General features: G+C 31.3%; 2 protein-coding genes. One reads left to right on the top strand and one right to left on the bottom strand.

The genetic code is table 11. The annotated features are described in order from the left end of the window. Positions 1–260 precede the first annotated feature (260 nt). Entirely contained in the window at positions 261–560 is a 300-nt protein-coding gene (locus ACFINH_RS10025) for a helix-turn-helix domain-containing protein (protein WP_015856266.1), read from the bottom strand. A 92-nt stretch (positions 561–652) separates the two neighbouring features. Between ACFINH_RS10025 and ACFINH_RS10020 the strand changes: the two genes are divergently transcribed. Next, on the top strand, positions 653–946 hold a 294-nt coding region (locus ACFINH_RS10020), incomplete at its 3' end, for a helix-turn-helix domain-containing protein (RefSeq protein WP_375633022.1).

Raw genomic sequence — 946 nt, 5'->3', positions numbered from 1 at the left:
TAGACAACTAATAAGATTTCATCAGAATTTATAAGAATTGGCTTATCCATAATTTTTCCTCCCTAACGCCTCTTGGCAATTGTTTGTGCGTGGTTTATGAGATGTTTATACCATTATGGTAATGTTGAGTCAATACCAAAATGGTTATTTTTTTTATTTTATATTTGGAAGGGGTGAAATAATGGATAAAAATCTATTGATTGATGAAAAAATATTAGCGTTTTGGAAAAAATTAACAGAGGATGAAAAAAAGAAATTTATTATTTCTTTTCTTGATAAAATGAAGAAAGAAGATCAAGAAGTTTGACTTTGTTATCATAACTTAGATGTTCGAGCATATCTTCTATTTGTGCATCTAAGTTATTTGTCTCCTGTTCTGAAAACATCAATTGTTTAGGGGTAACGGATAAGTGAGGTGCTAAACGTATAGCCCATTCTTTTGTTAACTTCCGATGACCATTTTCTAAGCGAAAAATCTGTGGTTGACTCGTACCTGCTAATTCAGCTAACTTTTTAGAGCTTAAGCCCATTTTCTCTCTGAAAAATTTTAAGTTATTCATGATTCTTATCCTATAAAAAAAAAATTATCTTTCAAATACCAATACGGTAAAAATCTCTTGCATTAAAAATACCACTATGGTATGATTTGGGAATGTTTAAGCTAAAATCATATTTATTGAAGAATAATATTACTTACGCTGAGTTTGCAGCCTCTATAGGTGTTACACAGACATCAATAGCGCGTTACATAAATAAGAAGAGATTTCCTCAGCCTAGGATAATAAAGCAAATAGCAAGGATTACGGATAATTATGTAAGTCCTAGTGATTGGTATCAAGAAAATTTTACTGCTGCAATACAAGAAAAAGCAACGCCTTCTTTTGTCAAGGGTTTCAGTTTGAGTGAAAAGTCGTGCGAACAAAAACAGCTTCAATATGAAGAAAGG

The organism is Bartonella sp. AA74HLJMH, from assembly GCF_042197045.1.
GTDB lineage: Bacteria > Pseudomonadota > Alphaproteobacteria > Rhizobiales > Rhizobiaceae > Bartonella.
Note: the sequence above shows the minus strand (reverse complement) of the source record. Positions and strands in the feature narration are given on the sequence as shown.

Excerpts from the sequence above, each read along its gene's own strand:
- ACFINH_RS10025 (WP_015856266.1), bottom strand. The coding sequence starts at position 560 with ATGAATAACTTAAAATTTTTCAGAGAGAAAATGGGCTTAAGCTCTAAA.